This is a genomic window from Bacillus sp. J14TS2 (assembly GCF_018333015.1).
In the GTDB taxonomy this organism is placed as follows: Bacteria; Bacillota; Bacilli; order Bacillales; family Bacillaceae_C; genus Lederbergia.
In genome coordinates this window covers 120,128-141,279 of sequence record NZ_BORE01000005.1, presented here as the reverse complement: position 1 = coordinate 141,279, position 21,152 = coordinate 120,128, and the positions used below count along the sequence as shown (strand labels likewise).

Sequence of the window (21,152 nt, the reverse complement as noted above, 5' to 3'; positions counted from 1 at the left end):
GTACTCACATTTAATTTTAAGGGGGAATGATGATGCTAGAAATGAGTATCGAAACGAAGGCAAAACCTTTCCATTTGAAAGATGTCAACGTGTTGGATGGACCTTTTAAACATGCGATGGATCTGAACCGCGATTATTTACTGCAACTTGAACCAGATCGGTTATTGGCTAGATTTAGAGAATATGCAGGCTTGGAAGCAAAGGCGACTCAGTATGAGGGCTGGGAAGCGATGAGTTTATCAGGGCACACACTTGGTCATTATTTATCGGCTTGTGCGATGCTTTATGCCTCGTTAGATGATTACCGCTTCAAAACACGGATCGATTATATTATTGATGAACTTAGTCAATGTCAAGAAGCTCATGGAGATGGTTATGTTTCAGGTATTCCAAATGCAAAAGAAGTGTTCCAACAAGTTTCGGAGGGGGAAATTGAATCAAAAGGGTTTGATCTAAATGGTTTATGGGCCCCTCTTTATACAATCCATAAGTTATTTGCTGGTTTACGTGATTCATTGCATCTTGTTGAGAATACTAAAGCCCTTTATATCGCTATTAAATTAGCTGACTGGCTTGATTCTATATTTTCTAAACTTGATGAGGAGCAAATGCAAGAAGTAATGGAATGCGAGTTTGGCGGGATAAATGAGGTATTGGTTGATTTATATGCTGATACAGGGAATGAAAAATATCTGAATCTAGCTCAACGATTTTGGCATAAGCAAATTCTCGATCCCCTTTCAGAGCAGAAGGATAGTTTACCAGGAAGACATGCTAATACACAAATTCCTAAGATTATTGGCCTTGCAAGGGAATATGAACTGACAAATGATATGAAACGGAAAGAGATAGCTGAATTCTTTTGGGAACAGGTTATTGATCATCATTCTTATGTTACTGGCGGGCATAGTTTTGAAGAGTATTTTGGTACACCAGATCAACTTAGCGATCGACTTGGCCCGCATACGACTGAAACTTGTAATACGTATAATATGTTAAAACTTACGAAGCATTTATTTGAATGGAATCGTTCTACAAAAGCAGCCGATTACTATGAAAGGGCTCTCTTTAATCATATACTAGCTTCTCAAGATCCTTTAGAAGGAGGAGTTACCTACTTTTTGTCATTGGATATGGGGGGCTACAAGGACTATAATCATAAATTTGATCATTTTACATGTTGTGTTGGCACCGGAATGGAAAATCATGCGAGCTATGGAAATAGCATTTACTTTCACAATGAAGACCAATTATACGTGAATCAATATATTCCATCTGCTCTTAATTGGGGGGATAAAGGAATTAAAGTAATTCAGGAAACAAAATATCCTGAAGAAAATGATATTCATATCCGTGTTCAATGTACGAACCCCGAAAAATTCACGATGAATATCCGTTACCCATCTTGGGCTGAACAAGGAATTTTAATCAAAATAAATGATGAAAACTATGAATCGGACTCCACTCCTGGAAGTTTTATTGAGATCAATCGAGTTTGGTCCAACAATGATAAAGTGGAAATTAAGATTCCGATGACATTACGTCTTGAAAGAATGCCGGATAATCCAAAGAGGGCTGCTATTATGTATGGACCACTTGTACTTGCCGGGGAATTGGGCCCATTGGGTGATCAGGAAGCAACTGACTTTTTGTATACACCTGTCTTTATCCCTGAAGGAAAATCATTATCTGGATGGATCCAACCCGTACAAGGGGAAATAAATACTTTCCGAACGGTTCAAGCAGGCTATCCAAGAGATATTGAGCTTTATCCATTTTATCGTATGCATGATAAAATGTATTCGGTTTATTGGGACTTATTTACACAAGAAGAGTGGGAAAAGCGTCAGAAGGATTACCTTCATGCTCGAAAACAGATCAATATTTTAGAGAAAGCAACAATCGATTATGTTCAGCCTGGGGAAATGCAACCAGAACGCGATCATCGTTTCGATGGGGATAATACGCGAGTTGGTGCCTTGCAAAGTAGGAATAGTAGAACAGCCTATGGCGGGGGATGGTTTTCCTTTGATCTAAAGGTAGATCATCAAGAAGAGATGATGTTGGTCATCACCTATGCAAAAGAATTACAAAGAAGAGAAACGGAGTTTGACATTTTTATCAATGATAATCATTTAGCGGTAGAACCAATTGAAGGTTTCCATGAGACGTCTAGGTTCTATAATGTCAACTATGTTATTCCTTCAAAGTTCTATGAAGATAAGAATCATATAACTGTAAAATTCCAAGCTCATCCTCAAGGGAGAGTAAGACGGATTTTCGGTTTGCGGGTAGTCAATAAGAATGTATACAAACTTTAAAAACTGAGTTGTTAAAAGAGAGTGTAGGGAATTAACTACACTCTTTTTTTTACGCTTATGAAGGCGTAAAAAAGCTGTCCAAGAGTTTAGAATAAAAGGATTTATGTGTAAAAAAGTTTTGCTCTAATCAGGAAGTATTTCTCTATTTGAAAAAAGGTTAATATAAATATTCTTTTCTTTAGAAAAGTTGACATGGATAGTATAATCCATTTATTTTTTTGGCATGAAAAATGCAAGTAATAATAGCAAAGAAAAAAGAAAGGGGGTTGAGATTAAAAGATATTAATAGAATTCATAACGGCAGCAAGTTTAACGAGAACAATTAGAAGTGGCCATTAGGTGGGAGTGACGTATATGCTATGGCAGATTTATCTTATGAAACGCTGTGTATCAGGCCAATTGAAATGCATATCAGTATAAATTTGTTTAAAGGGGGAGTAATGATGAGATTTATCCGACAGTTCTTTACAGTTATTGTATTTGTCCTATCGGTTATATTCATAGCGGGTTGTAGTGGATCGGAGACAGGTGGAAAAGAAAAGGGCGTGTCTTTAACGATGACGTATTGGGGTGGTCCACTTGAGAAAGAATCTGTTGAGGCATTGATTAAAACATTTAATGACCAGCATGATGATATCCATGTGAAAGCACAGCAGGTCAATGAAGGTTACATTGAAAAACTAACATCACAGGCCGCATCAAATAAATTGCCTGATTTAGGTTATTTTCCAGAAGGCAGCTTACCGGCGTGGGTAGAAAATGGTCGAATTAAGGATGTCTCTGAGTTGTATGAATCTGGAGAGATTGGCAATAAACTGTCCTATTCAATTTTTCAATTCGAAGAAGGAGGACCTATCGGTGGATCAAGTGTTGCCAACGAGACCAATAACATCTATTACAATAAGCAATTTTTTGATGAGCAGGGGGTAGATTATCCCCCTACAAAAGCGGAAGATGCCTGGACCTGGGAGGAATTCATCGAGGTAGCTCGGAAATTTACGGTTGATCGAGAGGGAAATCACCCTGGTGAATCAGGATTTGATCCGAAAAATATTGAGACCTATGGTATCAGCAATTTCACATATTTTTACGAAAACTTTTTATTGCTTAATGAAGGCGGTATCATTTCTGAGGATGGAAAAACAATTTTGTTAGGAAGTAAGAATACAATTGATGCATTACAAGCGATTCAAGATTTAATGTACGTTGAGAATGTAATGCCAAAACCGTCCCAATTGTCAACCCTCCCTGCAACAGATACAGCATTATTAACTGGTAGGGTCGCAATGAATATAGACGGCCAATGGGCAATGCAAGAACTCGGAAAAGCAAAGAAGGAAAAATCATTAGATCTAGGAATAGGAGTTTTACCGAAGATGAAGAAGGCGGTTACATTGACCACGGGAACACCAATTGTTGTCTTTAATAGTGATAATGCAAATGAAAATTGGGAAGAAACGAAAACATTTTTAACGTTCATTATGGATCCCGAAAATAGCTTACCTTTAATTCAAGGGGGGTTATGGATGCCCAATGAGGAATCTTGGTACACCGATGAAGAACTGATAAAAAAATGGACTAATACAGAGATCCACCCGGAGGAATATAAAGAAGCTGTTATCGAATGGGGATTGAATCATGTTGTTCAAAACCCAAACTACTATTGGGGCGATCGATCGAAGGCATCGACAATTATTAATCCCGGCTTAGATCAAATCTGGAATAATCAAAAGCCTGCCAAAGATGCGATTCTGGATGATATATTACCTAAGCTGAAAGACGAATTTGGCGATAAATATGAGTATGTTGAATACGAATAATGTTTCTGTCGAAGTCAAAATAAAAAAACAAACTGGGGGACGGTGACTTTTCTTGAAATTAAGGAACGAAATAGTAGGGGAATCTATAATAGAGCCTTCCAAACGAAAAAAAAAATTTGTGAGTATTAAAAAAAAGGAAGCTATTTTCGGATATTTGTTTGCTATGCCGGCTATACTTGGCATTCTAATCTGGACAGTCTTCCCGCTAATAGCTAGTTTCGTATTAAGTTTTACTGATTGGACGGCGCTTGGATCTTTTAACTGGGTTGGTCTAGAAAACTTTTATGAAATTTTCGTAAATGATATCTTCTTTAAAAAATCAATTGTTGTCACATTCTATTTTGCGTTTGGGAGTACCTTTTTTACCCTAGTTGCCGCCTTATTTGTGGCTTTGTTGATGAATATGAAGGTAAAGGGACAGGCGTTTTTTCGGACAATTTACTATTTGCCTGTCCTCGTCCCGGCAGTTGCCTCAAATATATTGTGGGTATGGCTTTTTAATCCGGATTTTGGCTTGTTTAATACAATTTTAAAATACCTTCAATTGCCAACATCCATGTGGATTTATGATGAGAAAACAGCCATTCCTTCACTTATATTAATGAGCGTGTGGGGCCTGGGAGGAACTGCGTTGATCTTTTTGGCTGGCTTACAAGATGTCCCAAAAGATTTGCATGAAGCGGTGGAAATAGATGGTGGAAACGGGTGGCATAAGCTACGATATGTTACCATCCCCTCTTTAACTCCCATTATTTTTTTTAATTTAATTATGGGATTGATTGGTTCATTTCAAGCTTTCACCCAGGCATACATTATGACGGAAGGCGGGCCTAATAACTCAACATTGTTTTATGTTTTATTAATTTATCGAACAGCTTTCCAACAGAATGACTTTGGTTATGCAAGTGCACTTGCATGGATTTTGTTTGTTATCATTGGCTTTTTCACATTAATAATATTTAGAAGCTCGAAATCATGGGTTTACTATGGAGGTGGAAAATAATATGGTGAAAAAAATAAAGAGATATCCTGCGTTTCTTCTATTAGTCATTGGAGCGGTAATCTCATTTGTACCTTTTTTATGGTTGCTGCGGAGCTCGTTGATGACCACAACTGAAATTTTTGTTTTCCCACCGAAAATCTTACCAGAAACTTTTCAATGGCATAATTTTAGGGATGTTTTTGACATTATCGATTTTGGTTTATATTTTAAGAACACGATGATAATTATGGTTCCTGTTTTAATTGGGACCATAGCAACCTGTTGTATGTGTGGATATGCTTTTGCAAGATTAAGATTTCCGGGTAGGGATATCTGGTTTGCGATGATTATTGGTACGATGATGTTACCTGCTGCCGTAACAATGATTCCAACCTTTTTGATGTGGTCAGAGATTGGAGGAGTGGGTACTTTTTGGCCTTTGGTATTTCCTGCATTTTTTGGAGGAGGGGGATTTAACATTTTCCTAATGAGGCAATTTTTCTTAAACATTCCAAAAGAATTAGATGAAGCGGCCATTTTAGATGGTGCCAATTACTTTCAAATTTTCACAAAAATAATGATACCACTTGTTAAACCAGCATTATTGGTGATTGGCTTTTTCACTTTTATGGCTGTTTGGAATGACTTTTTCGGCCCGCTTATTTATCTGAACGACGAATCTAAATACACATTGGCACTAGGTCTACTTCAGTTAAGAGGTTCATATTCCTCTGATTGGAACTTAATGATGGCTGGGTCGACAATCATGATCTTACCTGCCATTGTTATCTTCTTCTTTGGTCAAAGGTACTTTATACAAGGTATTAGTATTACAGGTGGAAATAAAGGATAATAAAAGAAAAATATTGAACTGCACAATTAAAGATAAAGAAATTTTAGGCGTGTCGTTGTTATCACAGGTGAAGCTAAAATTGGGAAAACACTCTGTATTGACTGCACAAAACCTATATTCCATTATGTACGAGCAATTATGGATCTAGTGGAATGTTAGTATGGGTAAATAAAGCGAAGGTTCATTTAATGGAGATGAAATCCTCCCGATAAATGAACCTTCATTTTATTTTTTATACTTAGAACCAATTATTTTTTGCAGTGTGGGAACAATTATTTTCCTTTCATCTACCGGCTGTTGTTTGATGATAGTAAACAACAGTTTGGTGGAAAATTCACCTAATTTATGGGTTGGATTTTCTATTTGAATTAGTGAAGGAAATAAAAATGATGTAATCTCTGTATTACTGTATCCCCCAACTAAAAGCTCAGACGGGGTTTTAATTTCCAGTTCGTCTAATATTTTATACAATCCTAATAATTTTAGATCGTCCGTAGCGAAAATAGCGGTCGGATATGGCTTAGAATCGAATAACTTTTTAGAATTATTATAGGCTTCTCCCATCGTAAAACCGCAATTTATCATCAGTTCATCTTTTAATGCAAGTTGATTATCTAGTAGGCACTGTTTGTATCCCTTTAATCTGTCGATGGAAACGTGATATTCTTGAGGGGAGTATAAACAAGCGATGTTTTGATGTCCTAAATCAATCATGTATTGAACTAAATTATAGCTATCTTTAAAATTGTCAGTATCGACAGAATAAATATTTTCAAAATGGCCATTTACTTTTCCAATCACAACTGTTGGGATATTAAGTGAGTTTATTTGTTCGAAATAATTTTCATCACTTGGAGAGCTTAGCATTATAATTCCTTTTACAATTTTTGATGATGTTTTCATGATGGTTTTCTCTATTTCATCCAAGTTGTTTTGCGATGTTTGTAAAATCACATCATAGCCTTCTGTTTCTGCGTACGTCGAAATAACATGGAGTATTTCTGAAAAAAACGGGTTGTTTTTTGTAGTAGCAGTAGATCTTGAAACAACTAGAATAGCATCAAATCCAGCTGATAGCCCTCTGGCTATTTTACTTGGCTGGTAGTTTAGCTCTGCGATTGCTTTTAATACTCGTTGTTTGCTTTTATTAGAAATATTGGGGTTATTATTCAAAACTCGAGAAACAGTAGACTTTGATACTTTCGCAACTTTTGCAATATCATAAATAGTTGGTTTCATTACATCACTTCCTAACTGGGATCGGTACCAAGTATATTGTAATATATATTCAATGTAAAGTCATCTCCATTTTTTTATTTTAAAAAATGAATAGGCCAAAAATCATGTATTTTAAGCGTTTCTATCTTGATGAAATCGTATTCTATTAATTTTTTGATTTGAAAACTAATAAATCTTTCAAACAACCCCCTTGACATGAGCCAAAAGTATGTATTAAGCTATTATCTACTGGGAGCGCTCCCAAGGTAATATTAAATTTGGGACCGCTCCCTAAAGAAGAAGTTTAACAACTAATTAAAGGAGAGGGTAATCTCTTAAACTCATTCTTGAAGTCTTAATCTGTTTTGAAAATAGGGAGGTCATATGAAATGAAGAAGAATATGGTAATACTTTTTTCTATACTATCATTGAGTTTTGTATTATTTGCTTGTTCGAATAAAGAGGATTCTGCGAAAGAGAGTAGTAGCGATCAGGTAACAATTGAATTCATGCATACTTCGGTTGAACAAGAACGTCTGACAGTGATCGATAAATTAATTGAGAAATTTGAGAAAGAAAATCCTGATATTAAGATTAAGCAAGTTGTAACAGAAGAGAGCAATTTAAATACAAAAATTATTACACTTGCACAGTCTGGCGAGTTACCTGAAGTTGTAGAGGTTGGCCAGGATTATGCAAAAGTAATGGATAAAGATGAATTAATTGATAAAGATGCTGTACAAGAAATTATTGAATCCGTAGGTGCTGATGAATACTATGATGGTGCTTTGCGATTGGTGCGCTCTGAGGATGGAAATAGCTACCGCGGTGTACCTATAAGTGGTTGGGTACAAGGCATTTGGTATAACAAAGAAATGCTAGAGTCTGAAGGGTTTGAAGAACCAAAGAACTGGGATGAGCTTTTAGAAATTGCTAAGGCTTTTACAGATGAGAAAAACCAGCAGTATGGAATTGCGCTGCCAACTGTAGAAAGTAACTATTCAGAACAAGCTTTTTCACAATTTGCCTTATCAAACGATGCAAATGTTCTTGATGCAGATGGGAATGAAACATTTAATACCCCTGAAATGAAAGAAGCATTAGAATTTTATGATGAATTATCTGAATATACAATGCCGGGGTCCAATGATACGACTGAGGTAAAAGATGCCTTTATGAATGGGAGTGCCCCGATGGCGTTATATTCCACTTATTTGTTACCAGGTATCTATAGTGACGGAGATCCAAGCAATGTAGGCTTTGCGATTCCGACTCAAAAAAATGAGGCTGTTTTTGGTACTGTAAGTTCATTTACGATTACTTCAGGTTTGGAAGATAAGCAAAAAGAAGCAGCGCAAACTTTTGTAGAGTTTATGTCTCAACCTGAAAATACGACAGATTGGATTCTTATGGCTCCAGGCGGTGCTCAACCGGTTCATAAAGGTGTGGTTGAGAACGAGACATATAAGTCTAATGAAGTCATTCAAGCATTTGGAGAATTATCGGATGAAATTGCCGAATCCTTTAATGATATACAAGTATTTGGAGTAGTAGGGGATTCGAATTTTGTGAAAATGGGAGATATCACAAGTACGGGCGCGATTCCAACCATGATTAATAATGTGACAGTAGGTGGACAAGATATTCAAAAGGCATTAGATGAAACAGAAGCTCGAATTCAAGAAGTGACCAAATAATACAATCGGATGATGCTGCGAGTTTATTGTCATCCAGCTCCAGCGCCTAGCCCCTCGAGGTCAAATAACCTGAGCCAATAAAAGTCAAAACCGGACTTTTCTTGGCTCAGAACATTTGCTTGTCGGGGCTGATCAAGGCGCTTGTGCTTTTGTTCCTTAACCTTGCAGCATTGCTCATATTTGGAATATCTATCTCGTAAAGTGTGTGTTCAAAAAGAAGGATAAAAAGGGGCCTAAGTCGGCGTCGGAATTTTGAGGCGGAGAAGCAAGCGGCGACTTCGACATCACAGGACGTGTCGGCACTTAGTCGAAGATCCTTTAGCTCGCAGTGTCACTTTTACCCGACTTTTTAAACATCCTTGTAAAGGGAATTTCTGAAGGTGGTAATAATCATGTTTAAAATAAAGCGAGAATTATCTAATGGAAAATTTGCGTTAATACTACTATTACCCAGTATTCTTTTAATATTAATGCTTATTGGATATCCGATGATTTCAAATATATACTATAGCTTTTTTTATCAACCAGTGAATCCGCGCTTGGGTGCAGAGTTTATTGGTTTTCAAAATTATATAGATACATTTAAGGATGTAGAATTTTACAAATCATTGGGCATTACATTGCTATATACATTGTTAGTTGTTGGAGGCAGTACCATTGTAGGGTTATATGTTGCAATTTTGTTTAATCGGCCATTTAAATTCCGGAAAATTGCTCGATCACTTATCATCTTATCTTATGTTACGCCATCGATTTCACTGATTTTTGCTTGGAAATATATGTTTAATAATGGATATGGGATTGTAAATTACATTGGAAGAGACGTTTTACATTTATTTGATCAAGCTCCCTTATGGTTCGATAATCCTTCTAGTAGTTTTATTCTAGTTGTATTATTTGCCATCTGGAGATATTTCCCTTATGCGTTTATCTCATTTTTAGCCATTCTTCAAACTATTTCACCTACATTATATGAAGCAGCTGAAATGGATGGGGCGAATATATGGGAGAAGTTTAAGGCGGTTACGTTACCTGCTGTTATGCCGGTGTTATTAACTATTGTTACCTTGAGAACAATCTGGATGTTCTATATGTTCGAAGATGTTTACCTCTTAACAAATAAAGTGAATGTTCTTGGCATTTATCTGTATAAAACGGCATTTGCCTTTAATGATTTAGGGAAGGCATCCGCTATCTCTGTCATATTATTCGCAGTTATTTGTACTCTCATTATTCTTATTAGAAAGAGGGTGAATTTAAATGGCAGCCGTTAGTACAAAGAAAACGAAAACGTTGAAGGGAATCTTCTTTTATATAGGGATTTTACTGATCTTAGTTATCAGCTTATTTCCCTTCTTTATTATGTTAATGACGGCTTTAAAAAGTTCACAAGAAGCCATTTCAAGAAATCCAACCTTTTTTCCTAGGGAATGGACGATTCAACACTTTGTAGATATTTTTAATCCAAGTATTTTTCCGTACCTTACTTATCTAGAGAATAGTTTTGTCGTAGCCTTAACAGCATCGATTATTTCTGTTGTGATTGCAATCTTTGGAGCCTATGCCCTTTCTAGATTGGATTTTAAAGGTCGACTCCAAATTAATGCTAGTTTTTACACTGTGTATATGTTCTCTGGGATTTTATTAGTAGTACCGTTATTCAAGATCATTTCAAGTCTTGGTCTATACGATACCAAGACATCTCTAATTATCGTCATGATTGTACAAACGTTGCCTACAGCGATTTTAATGCTGATTAGCTTTTTTGAAACAATCCCTAAGGATTTGGAAGAGGCAGCGAAAATTGATGGTTTAAATCGAGTGAAAATTATTTTTTACATTATTATTCCACTTTCCCTATCGGGGATCATTTCAGTATTTGTCTATTGTTTTATGGTTGCTTGGAATGACTTTTTATTCGCATCGATCTTTTTCTCAAGTGATGAAAACTTCACACTACCAGTTGGGTTAAATTCATTGTTCAGTAATCCGGATTATATTTGGGGAAGAATGATGGCAGCTTCAATTGTGACGGCTTTACCAGTAGTCATTATGTATGCTATATCGGAAAGTCTTATTAAAGGGAATGTAACCTCGGGTGGGGTAAAAGAATAATTCAGAAGGGAAGAAATAGGATGAAAACATTAATAGCAACAGAACCAAGGATTGCCAAATTACAAACATTGGAAGAACCTACTATAAAAGACACGGAAGTCAAAGTGAAGGTTGAATTTTCCGCTCCTAAGCACGGAACAGAAGTAATTGATTTTAGAGGGACAACTCCCTTTATGGAAGAGGAATTCTCTGAAGAATGGAGAATGTTTATGCCTCGTAAAGACAAATCCCAAAAGGGAGTTGTCTTCGGAGAATTCAAATTAGGAAATATGGTTGTAGGAGAAATTGTGGAAGTAGGCAAAAGCGTAACTGATTATAGTATCGGAGAACGAGTTTGTACCTATGGACCAATATCAGACTATGTAGTTGTTGATGCAATTGATAATCATCGTTTATTGAAAATGTCAAAAGATGCGAAATGGCAAAATGCTGTTTGCTATGATCCTGCTCAGTTTGCTCTTAGCGCTGTTCGTGATGGAAATATTCGAGCGGGAGATTATGTTGTTGTCTCTGGATTAGGTGCAATCGGACAAATCGCCGTTCAACTTGCTAAAAAAGCGGGTGCGAGTTTTGTGGTGGCAGTTGATCCTATTGCGCACCGAAGAGACATTGCTCTAGAGCATGGTGCAGATCTTGCTTTAGATCCAACACAGTGTGACGTTGGATTTGAAGTGAAACAAAATACCCAAAAAAAAGGGGTAGATGTTTACATTGAAACCAGTGGAATTGCGAGTGCGCTGCAAGATGCCTTACGTGCCATTGCGTATGGTGGAACGATTTCTTACATTGCCTTTGCGAAGCCATTCCCGGAAGGATTAAATTTTGGCAGAGAAGCTCATTTTAATAATGCAAATATCGTTTTCTCTCGAGCTGCAAGTGAACCGAACCCGGATTACCCTAGATGGGATAGAAAACGGATTGAAAAAACATGCTGGGAATTACTGATGAACGGATATTTAGATTGTGAAAAAATTATTGATCCGATTGTTTCATTCGAGGAAAGTGCAGAGGCATATATGAAATATGTTGATCAATCACCACATTTGAGTATAAAGCTAGGCGTCACACATTCAAAGTAAATTTTCCAAGAAAGGATGAGAGCTATGAAACTAGCAACTCAAGACCAAAATTTTTTTCCGGAAAAAATCATTGATAAATTCCGTTATTTAAAAGACTTAGGGATAGATGGATACGAAATTGATGGGAAAATGCTAGTCGAAAATATAGAAGAAATTAAATCCGCTATGGAAGAGACTGGAATAGAAGTTAAAACGGCATGTAATGGCTATGACGGTTGGATTGGTGACTTTTCAGAGGAGAGAAGAAAAAACGGATTAGAGGAGCTTAAAAATATTTTATATGCTCTGCAAAAAATTGGTGGCAAAGGGGTCGTTATTCCAGCTGCATGGGGGATGTTCACATACCGATTACCACCATTTACTCCACCTAGAAATAAAGAAGGTGATTGGAATGCAATCTCGGATTCACTACTGTATCTAGAAAAGGTAGCAGAGAAAACCAATACTTCCATTTATCTAGAACCCTTGAATCGTTATCAAGACCATATGATCAACAGGGTTGCTGATGCGCGTGAATATATTGAAAAGAACGACTTAAAGCATGTAAAAATTGTGGCGGATTTTTACCATATGAATATAGAAGAAGATAATATTCTTGTTACCTTACAAAACAATAAAGAACTAATCGGTCATATCCATTTGGCAGACAATCATCGTTTCCAGCCTGGAAGCGGATCGATCAATTTTAAGCAATGTTTTGATCAGCTTCGGGCCAATCGTTATGATGGTTATTTAGCTATTGAATGTAGAATTCAGGGCGAAGATGCAGAACATGAATTCAAAAAGTCGCTTGCTTATTTAAAGTCGATTCTTGATTGTTAAGAGGTGTAGCATTTGGAAAATTTGAAGGTAGCCATTATTGGTGGGGGACAAGTGGCAGAAACAACCCATATCCCGGCTTATCGAGATAAAGAAGGGATTCAGATTGTTTCTGTCGTTAGTCGAAGATATGAGAGTGCTCAAGCTTTTGCAAAAAAGAATAATATCCCAACCTATTATACAAACGTGACGGACATGCTGCAGGCGGAAAAACCAGATATCGTCAGTGTATGTACTCCGAATAAATATCATTACCAACATGTAAGAGAGGCCTTAGAGCATCATTGTCATGTGATTTGTGAAAAGCCGCCAACCATTAGTGCGGATGATGCAATAAAATTAAGTCAATTAGCCAAGGAAAAAAACCTTGTTTTGGCCTATAACTTTCAGCATCGATTTGCACCAGAAACGAACTTATTGCATCAAAAAATGGAGGAAGAAATCCTCGGGGATGTTTATTATACGAAAATTTCTGCTGTTCGCAGATCCGGAGTTCCAGGCTGGGGCCATTTTACAAACAAAGAATTACAAGGTGGGGGACCATTAATTGATATTGGCATTCATATGGTGGATTGCGCCCTATTTTTATTAAAGTTTCCAACCATTTATAGAGTAACGGCTAAGATGTTTTCTAAAATCGCTCCTTTTAAATCTGAAGGGTCATTCGGAAAATGGGACCCAAATAAATATGAAGTTGAGGATTCTTTGTTTGCTTTTATCGAACTGGAAAATGGTGGTTTAATCGAATTAGAAACATCCTTTGCCTTGCACATAAAACCAAAATCGTATTTGAACGTTTCCTTCTCCGGTGACAAAGCAGGGGCGAGTTTGTATCCACTAGAGATATATACGGATAGAGCAGGCGAACTCGTTACATTGTATGAGTACGAAAATACAACAAATGAAGATGCAAAGAAGAAGAGCATTCATTCATTTATCGATCACTGTACAGGCAAGGGGAATAACTCCATTGTAACTGGAGATGAAGGATACAAAGTCCAAACATTAATCGAAGCATTATATCGATCAGCGGAAACGGGAGAGAGTGTTTATTTATGAAGTGGCAACAAGTTCTACTAGATGATCATTTTGATTTACGAAAATTAAATAAATATGGAACACTCATGACCTTAGGAAATGGTTATATGGGAATTCGGGGTGTTCATGAAGAGGAATACCCTGAACAAACAAGAGGCATGTATGTTGCGGGTATATACAATAAAGAGACAAATAATGCTCCTGCAGAAATCGTCAATCTCCCAGATTTAGTTGGTGTAAAAATAGAGATTGATCACGAAGTGTTTTCGATGATGTCCGGTAAGATTCTTGCATACTCGAAAAAGCTTTATCTAGATAGAGGAGAAATGATTCGGGAAGTTGTTTGGGAGAGAAATGATGGTCTCCAATTAAAAATGACTTTTAGAAGAATGGTCTCCAAAGCTGATTTGCATGTTTTGTCTTCCGCTATCACGATCGTTAGTTTAAATAAAGATATATCGATAAAAATTACCACAGGGATTGACGGACAACAAACAAATCACGGTAGACAACATGTAATGGAAGAGAATGTTCGGGTATTTAACGATCGGTATATGCAAGGTGTTTACCAAACCTCTCATTCCAAGCAAAAAATTGCTTTGTTTGCTGCTTGTAAATATTCCATGATCGATAAAGAATATTTCACTTCAAAAAACAGGCAATTATTAGCACATGGAGAAGTGACCGTAAAAAAAGAACAGCCCTTTACCTTTGAAAAGTATGGGGCGATTTTTACGAGTCTTGATCAGGATATCCCGGAAAAATTGGCCATCGAAGCAGTGGGATTGGAAAAAATCAAACAACTGTATCAGGACGGCTATAACCAGGCATTGCAAAAGTCTGAACAGGTTTGGAACGATTTTTGGAAAGATCACAGAATAGAGATTTCTTCTCCAAACGAAATGGATCAGTTATCGATTGATTTTGCCATATATCATATTGAAATTATGACACCCAAGCATAATGCTGATTTTAGTATTGGCGCAAAGGGATTAACAGGTGAAGGATACAAAGGCCATGTGTTTTGGGATACAGAGATTTTCATTTTACCCTCACATCTCTATACAAATCCGTCTATTGCTAGGCAGCTTCTGCACTATCGCTATAGTCGCTTACCAATGGCGCGTAAAAAGGCAGAAATGAATGGATTTAAGGGAGCGCAATTCCCATGGGAAAGTGCGCTATCAGGGGAAGAAGAAACGCCTGCTTATGCAGCGATTAATATTAAAACAGGTAAAAGGCAAAAAGTAGCATCAGCATTGGCTGAACATCATATTGTGGCAGATATTGCTTTTGCGGTGATTCGATACTATGAAACAACGAGAGACGATCAGTTTATGATAGAAGAAGGATTAGCATTATTAAAAGAGACGAGTGCGTTTTGGATTAGCCGTACGGTGAAGCAAAATGACAAGCTTTCTATAAAAAATGTTATCGGTCCTGATGAATATACGGAGTTTATTGATAATAATGCTTATACAAATTATCTTGCTCATTATAATGTGCAACAAGCATTAAGGTATATGGAGCAGTTCGCGATAGTAGATGAAGTCTTTAAACAAGAAGCTGAGCATTTTATGAAACATTTATATTTACCACAAGTGAATGAAGACGGGTTACTTCCACAAGATGATACGTTTCTGCAAAAGCCTTATATTGATCTAGCAAAATATAAGCAAAGTCAAGGAAACCAATCGATCTTATTGGATTATTCAAGGCCGGAAGTAAATGAGATGCAAATATTAAAGCAGGCAGATGTTGTTATGCTCTTTTATTTATTTCCGCAATTGTTTTCAAAAGAGATTGTTTACCAAAACTTTCAATACTATGAGAACAGAACGATTCATGATTCATCCTTAAGCAAAGCGATCCATGCCATTGTTGCAATGAGATGCGGAGAGAAAGACTTAGCGTATCAATGGTTTCAGGAAGCGTGTCTAATTGATTTGGGGGCCAATCCCCATTCATCAGATGAAGGCGTCCATGCCGCATCTTTAGGAGCGATTTGGCTTGCGGTATTTCACTTTCTAAACATATCTTTTTCAGAAGATAGTATTACTGTTCAACCGACACTTCCCAAAGACTGGTCGAAATTAAAATTTCCGATTCAATATAGAGGAAGAAAGCTTGAATTTATCGTTGAAAACGAAAAGCTAATCGTTAAAAAAGTTGGCGGTGCCCCTCTTACAATCAAGGTGAAGAATGAAGTGTTTGAACTAACGAAGGAGCCAATATCTGTCCAACTTGTGTAGCAGTCAAGAAAGGAATCTTTTAAAATGCAGAGTAAAATAATTGAGGCCGTTGTATTTGATTTAGATGGAGTTATTACAGATACAGCTAAGTATCACTATTTAGCTTGGAAAAGCATCGCAGATGAACGTGATATTCCTTTTAATGAGGAGTTTAATGAAAATCTAAAAGGTGTAAGTCGACTAGAATCACTTGAACTTATTTTAAATAGAGGAAATATAGAGTTGACCGATGCGGAAAAAATGGAACTAGCAGAGAAAAAGAATGAACGATACAAACAATTTATTCAGCAATTAACGCCGGAAGAAATTCTGCCAGGGATTCTATCATTCATAAATAAAATAAAGAGTGAAAATATCCCGATTGGATTAGCGTCTGTTTCTAAAAATGCTCAAACCGTTTTACAAGCGCTGAAGATCGAACATTTATTTGATTATTGTGCAGATGCAAGTAAAATAAAAAATTCAAAACCAGACCCGGAGATATTTTTAAATGTATGTGATGTACTTCAAGCCAATCCCTCTAATGCAATCGGAATAGAAGATGCGCTAGTTGGCATTGCAGCGATTCAATCTAGTAATATGTTTGCTGTTGGCATTGGCGGTCATTTAACAGAGGCTGATTTGCTTGTGGAAGAGACCTCACAGTTAGATTGGAATAAAGTAAAAAAAGCCTTCTCACTTTGGAAAGAAAGTTGAGTGTTTTGTGATGAAGATCTTACTATCGCCTGATTCATTTAAAGAAAGTCTATCTGCTTCTCGTGTAGCTCAGATTATGAGTAAAGCGATTATAAGCGTCGATCCTGACATTAAGGTTGACTTGTTGCCAGTAGCGGATGGTGGAGAAGGAACGTTGGAAGTATTAAATCACGCATTGGCTGGTGAAGTTTTCTATAAACAGGTGACTGGTCCTCTGGGCGAAAAAGTGCTTGCACGCTATGCTGTATTTTCAGATCAGAAAACAGCCATCGTTGAGATGGCTGAAGCAAGCGGGATTCATTTAATATCAGCAGAAAAAAGAAATCCAATGACAACGACTAGTTATGGCACTGGTGAATTAATATTGGCTGCATTAGAACATGAAATTACCAATTTAATCATTACGATCGGCGGCAGTGCTACGAATGATGGTGGCGTGGGAATGCTGCAGGCAATAGGAGCTGAAATAGTTGACCAATCTGGTAGACAAGTCGACTATGGCGGCGGGAGCCTATGTGAGATTTCTAGTGTGCATTTAGCTTCCATTGATCCCAGGTTGAAAGACATCAATATTTCTGTCGCATGCGATGTAACAAATCCTTTATGTGGAGAAAATGGAGCAAGCTATATTTATGGACCACAAAAAGGGGCCACTAATGCAATGATCAAACAATTGGACCGAAATCTTCATCATTTTAATCATCTATTAGAAAAAACAGTACAAATGCCGATTGGTGATGTGCAAGGTTCGGGGGCAGCAGGTGGGCTTGGCGCTGCCTTATTAGCCATTGGTGGAAAATTGCAAAGTGGGATTGATTTAGTTCTCGAAACATTGGATTTTTCCAAGGCACTTGATCAAGTGGATTTTGTTTTTACTGGTGAAGGAAAGATAGATCACCAAACTCCGAATGGAAAAGTCATAGCTGGAATCGTCCGTGAAGCCAACATTCATCATGTACCTGTGGTGGCATTTGCAGGTAGTGTGCAAGAAGGATATGAACCTTTATTTAAAAAAGGTTTACTCTCTGTCCACAGCATTATAAACAATCCTTGTGATTTAGAAGAAGCCTTTATAAAAGCGGAAGAAAATTTATTCCAGACAGTTGAAAATGTTGTTCGATTAATCAACTTTAATTAGGATGTGAGGGTTGCAAATGGAAAGACATACAAAAGAACAAATATTAAATAGATTAGCTTTTTTATATGATGGAGATATCTCAGATATATTCTCGAAAATTGAAAGCATTGTGGAAAAGTATAACCGGCAGCAAGCGTTAAACGAACAATGGATATCAGAGAAAGACGTAATGTTAATCACTTATGGTGATAGCATTTTGAAACAGGAAGAAGCACCATTAAAAACATTAAAGGATTTTTTGTTAAGTCATGTCGATTGTGTAAATGCTGTTCATATTTTGCCGTTCTATCCATATACGTCTGATGATGGATTCTCAGTTGTTGATTATCGCGAAATAGACCCGGATTTGGGGAGTTGGAAAGATATCAATCAACTTTCTAATCAATATGATTTAATGTTTGACGCGGTAATCAATCATATTTCTAAGAGCAGCGACTGGTTTCAAGGATTTTTGCAAGGGCAGGATCAATATAAAAAATATTTTATTGAAGCTGACCCTTCATTAGATTATAGTCAAGTGACACGTCCAAGAGCCCTTCCGCTTCTTACCGCATTTGATACAAAGGAAGGTCCGAAATATGTTTGGACAACCTTTAGTGAAGACCAGATTGACTTAAATTATAAAAATCCTGACTTGTTGCTTGAAATACTGGATATTCTAGGCATGTATGTCGCAAATGGAGCGAAGTATATTCGTTTAGATGCGATCGGTTTTATGTGGAAAGAATTGGGGACAAGCTGCATTCATTTAGAAGAAACACATGTTTTAATTAAATTAATGCGAAAGGTATTAGAGGCGATAAACCCTAATGCTATTATTATTACAGAAACAAATGTACCACATAAAGAGAATATAAGTTATTTTGGGAATGGGCAGGATGAGGCACAAATGGTTTATCAATTTCCTTTGCCTCCATTAACATTGTTCTCTTTTTTAACAAAAAATGCTGAGAAATTATCAGATTGGTTAAACACACTAGAATCGACTACTTCGACTACAACATATTTTAATTTTCTAGCTTCACATGATGGCATTGGTTTGCGGCCAACTGAAGGTATTTTAACAGAAGATGAAAAACAATTGTTGGTTGATAAAGCCCTTGAACACGGAGGGTTAGTCTCCTATAAAGATAATGGTGACGGTACAAAGAGTCCTTATGAATTAAATATAAATTATTTAAATGCTTTAGCCCATCCAGATGAAAATAACGAGGTGAAAGTGCGACGGACGATGGCCGCTCATTCAATATTGTTATCTGTAGTTGGAGTCCCAGCCGTTTATATTCACAGCCTGCTTGGATCCGAAAATGATCTAGAAGGTGTGGAAAAATCTGGTATAAATAGAAGAATAAACCGTGAGAAACTAAATAAGGACGAATTAGAGAGCGCATTAAAAGAAAACACACTGAGAGCACAAATATTTGAAGCATTATCCAAACGAATAAAACTAAGAAGAAGCTTAAAAGCCTTCCATCCAAACGCAAAACAAAAAATTATCTACCTAGACAAACGCATCTTCTCAATCATTAGACACAACGAAGAAACTGGAGACCAAATACTAGCCATGGTAAACGTATCAGACGATCACATCCCCATGGAAATAGAATACAAAGGAACAAACCTCATCGATAACCAACCATTCGATGGAAACTTTGAAATCACACCTAACCAAACTTTATGGATACAACTATAGGCGGGGCCATTTCGGGGTCAGTCCCCCGCCAAGTTAATGCGTTAAAGGATGGCTGAGCTCTTTTCATTCTTAATTGATTCTATCTATATAAGTAAAATGCATGCTTAAATTGAAAAGGCATTGGGAAGAATTTTCTTCTCAATGCCTTTGATTTTGTTAAGTGAAACTTTTTTACAGGTTGAAAATTTACCTCTTATGCATTTTCTGCTAGTAATCATTACAAGGATCTGTATCTATGTAACTATAACGGGCTTCATTGAGAGTGGAAAGGATAAGTTGTAAGTAAGTATAATAACGATTGACATAAAACAAGAGAATTAATCATGTAAACCACTAAGTCTTTTATGAAATGTCGAATTATAAGCGAGTTTGATAGTTAGAATAATACTCTTGGACCCGTCTATCTTCAGTAAATTTCAACTTCTATGTGCATTTACAGTTTGTTTTTTCTCTATGAAAACGACCTACAACCCTTATATACCAAGATTTAAAGAGTGTAGGGAGGGCTGAAGCCTTTTGTTGAGTGGTTTTTTACTTTATATGACTATTTGTCGAATCGCGGAAAAAATATTTGTGGAAACGTTTGACACATAAGGAAGGGTTTGCTAATATAAAAATCATTAAAGCGCCTACTAGAAAGGGGAGAATTATGAAAATCTTATTAATATCCGATATCCATAGTAATTCTGTCGCATTGAAAACAATTTTAGATTACGAGAAAGATTGGGATGCTATTTATTGTGCTGGAGATTATGTTGACTACGGGATAGATCCAAAGGGGGTGCTGGATTATATAAAAAAACATAATGTAATTGGTGTTAGAGGAAATCATGATGATCATTTACTTAATGTCTGGTCTAGGGATGAGCATAAACATGTAGGACCTGAACATTTCAAGTGGATTCATCACAATGCCCAATTACTGAGTTCGTCAGATCTTGATTTTTTGCGTTCCATGCCTAAAATACTTTCTTTTGATATAGATGGGATTGCGTATGTTATGAAACATCAGTGGTTTGAAGATTCCTATGAAACGATCCAAAGTAAATATCATTTTGAGAAGTTTTGGGATGAGAATTATCGAGGGAATTTAACGGGAGATTATGAGAAGCGAATGATCTTTGGTCATACACATCGACAAGGAATACATATCTTAGGTAAGAACATGATGTGGATAAACCCCGGAAGTATTTCCTACAGGCGTCCGGATGATTGTACGAAAAATGCTCATTATGTAACTATTACGAATGGATTGATAGAACTTAAAGAAATTCCCTATGAAAAGAAAGATATAATGAAGGAAGTTTTAAAGTGGGAAGGTAAAATGAAACAGTCAGATATAGAAGATACCAAATTCTTTTTTGGTGAATAAAGCTAGATTTATCGGGGGTTAGCGTCCGTTATCTTTCTCAGAGACTTCTTTATCTCATT

The 21,152-nt window shown here is 36.7% G+C and carries 16 protein-coding genes; 15 read left to right on the top strand and 1 reads right to left on the bottom strand.

The genetic code is table 11. The features are described from left to right. Window positions 1-29: 29 nt before the first annotated feature. The 4 genes from KI375_RS09590 (at window position 30) to KI375_RS09575 (ending at window position 5,976) form a co-directional block, all read left to right on the top strand. Window positions 30-2,321 (top strand): glycoside hydrolase family 127 protein, encoded by a 2,292-nt coding sequence (locus tag KI375_RS09590; RefSeq protein WP_374706825.1) that lies wholly within the window; start codon window positions 30-32, stop codon window positions 2,319-2,321. 443 nt (window positions 2,322-2,764) lie between these two features. Continuing rightward, window positions 2,765-4,141, top strand: coding sequence for an ABC transporter substrate-binding protein (locus KI375_RS09585; RefSeq protein WP_212973280.1), 1,377 nt, complete (start codon window positions 2,765-2,767; stop codon window positions 4,139-4,141). Window positions 4,142-4,304: 163 nt separating this feature from the next. Beyond that, a complete protein-coding gene (locus tag KI375_RS09580) occupies window positions 4,305-5,144 on the top strand; it encodes a carbohydrate ABC transporter permease (RefSeq protein WP_212973413.1) in 840 nt (279 codons plus the stop codon). A gap of 1 nt (window position 5,145) precedes the next feature. After that, window positions 5,146-5,976 carry a carbohydrate ABC transporter permease gene (locus KI375_RS09575; RefSeq protein ID WP_212973279.1) on the top strand — a complete coding sequence of 277 codons (831 nt, stop codon included), beginning with the start codon at window positions 5,146-5,148 and terminating at the stop codon, window positions 5,974-5,976. A gap of 225 nt (window positions 5,977-6,201) precedes the next feature. Here KI375_RS09575 and KI375_RS09570 read toward each other — a convergent pair whose 3' ends face one another. Then, on the bottom strand, window positions 6,202-7,215 hold the full coding sequence (locus KI375_RS09570) for a LacI family DNA-binding transcriptional regulator (RefSeq protein WP_212973278.1): 1,014 nt from the start codon (window positions 7,213-7,215) through the stop codon (window positions 6,202-6,204). 368 nt (window positions 7,216-7,583) lie between these two features. Here KI375_RS09570 and KI375_RS09565 point away from each other — a divergent pair, with 368 nt between their 5' ends. The 11 genes from KI375_RS09565 (at window position 7,584) to KI375_RS09515 (ending at window position 21,093) form a co-directional block, all read left to right on the top strand. Beyond that, window positions 7,584-8,891 carry an ABC transporter substrate-binding protein gene (locus KI375_RS09565; protein ID WP_212973277.1) on the top strand — a complete coding sequence of 436 codons (1,308 nt, stop codon included), beginning with the start codon at window positions 7,584-7,586 and terminating at the stop codon, window positions 8,889-8,891. A gap of 392 nt (window positions 8,892-9,283) precedes the next feature. Then, on the top strand, window positions 9,284-10,165 hold the full coding sequence (locus KI375_RS09560; RefSeq protein ID WP_207453355.1) for a carbohydrate ABC transporter permease: 882 nt from the start codon (window positions 9,284-9,286) through the stop codon (window positions 10,163-10,165). Next, window positions 10,152-11,006 (top strand): carbohydrate ABC transporter permease, encoded by an 855-nt coding sequence (locus KI375_RS09555; protein ID WP_212973276.1) that lies wholly within the window; start codon window positions 10,152-10,154, stop codon window positions 11,004-11,006. The genes KI375_RS09560 and KI375_RS09555 overlap by 14 nt, the downstream gene beginning before the upstream one ends. A 20-nt stretch (window positions 11,007-11,026) precedes the next feature. Next, window positions 11,027-12,085 carry a zinc-dependent alcohol dehydrogenase gene (locus KI375_RS09550; protein WP_212973275.1) on the top strand — a complete coding sequence of 353 codons (1,059 nt, stop codon included), beginning with the start codon at window positions 11,027-11,029 and terminating at the stop codon, window positions 12,083-12,085. A gap of 24 nt (window positions 12,086-12,109) precedes the next feature. After that, window positions 12,110-12,907 (top strand): sugar phosphate isomerase/epimerase family protein, encoded by a 798-nt coding sequence (locus KI375_RS09545; RefSeq protein WP_212973274.1) that lies wholly within the window; start codon window positions 12,110-12,112, stop codon window positions 12,905-12,907. Window positions 12,908-12,919: 12 nt separating this feature from the next. Next, complete coding sequence (locus tag KI375_RS09540) at window positions 12,920-13,963, top strand: Gfo/Idh/MocA family protein (protein ID WP_244852479.1); 1,044 nt, start codon at window positions 12,920-12,922, stop codon at window positions 13,961-13,963. After that, window positions 13,960-16,194 carry a glycoside hydrolase family 65 protein gene (locus KI375_RS09535; RefSeq protein ID WP_212973273.1) on the top strand — a complete coding sequence of 745 codons (2,235 nt, stop codon included), beginning with the start codon at window positions 13,960-13,962 and terminating at the stop codon, window positions 16,192-16,194. Before KI375_RS09540 ends, KI375_RS09535 begins: the two co-directional genes overlap by 4 nt. Window positions 16,195-16,218: 24 nt before the next feature. Next, entirely contained in the window at window positions 16,219-16,890 is a 672-nt protein-coding gene (gene pgmB / locus KI375_RS09530; protein WP_212973272.1) for a beta-phosphoglucomutase, read from the top strand. A 10-nt stretch (window positions 16,891-16,900) separates the two neighbouring features. Beyond that, a complete protein-coding gene (locus KI375_RS09525) occupies window positions 16,901-18,028 on the top strand; it encodes a glycerate kinase (RefSeq protein WP_212973271.1) in 1,128 nt (375 codons plus the stop codon). A gap of 16 nt (window positions 18,029-18,044) precedes the next feature. Continuing rightward, window positions 18,045-19,721 (top strand): sugar phosphorylase, encoded by a 1,677-nt coding sequence (locus KI375_RS09520; RefSeq protein WP_212973270.1) that lies wholly within the window; start codon window positions 18,045-18,047, stop codon window positions 19,719-19,721. Window positions 19,722-20,370: 649 nt separating this feature from the next. Continuing rightward, window positions 20,371-21,093: a metallophosphoesterase family protein gene (locus tag KI375_RS09515; RefSeq protein WP_212973269.1), complete on the top strand. Its 723-nt coding sequence runs from the start codon at window positions 20,371-20,373 to the stop codon at window positions 21,091-21,093. Window positions 21,094-21,152 lie beyond the last annotated feature (59 nt).